Origin of the sequence: Psychrobacter sp. Cmf 22.2 (assembly GCF_001921745.1) — a bacterium.
Taxonomy (GTDB): domain Bacteria; phylum Pseudomonadota; class Gammaproteobacteria; order Pseudomonadales; family Moraxellaceae; genus Psychrobacter.
The window spans coordinates 1-231 of record NZ_MRYA01000094.1 but is presented as its reverse complement, the minus strand read 5'-3'; the positions used below and the strand labels follow the sequence as shown (position 1 = coordinate 231).

1 protein-coding gene is annotated in these 231 nt (G+C 49.4%); it reads left to right on the top strand.

Annotated elements, in window-relative coordinates; genetic code table 11:
- A partial coding sequence (locus BTV98_RS13425) for a methyltransferase (protein ID WP_143505800.1) occupies positions 1 to 231 on the top strand: 231 nt, incomplete at both ends.

Sequence of the window (231 nt, the reverse complement as noted above, 5' to 3'; positions counted from 1 at the left end):
AAGATGTGCTGGGCAAACCGTTTGATTTTGCGACCACGTGGGGTATTTTTTCACCGCAAAAGCTCGATGATGGCAGCTTGATGCTGCTTGATTATGTGGATTTCCAAGCGGATGATGATTCGATCGATTTGGGCTGTGGCTATGGCGTGCTTGGCATGACGGCGGCGCGTGAATGCCCGAATGGTCTGCATACCTTGATTGATAAAGACTTTATGGCGGTAGAGTATGCAC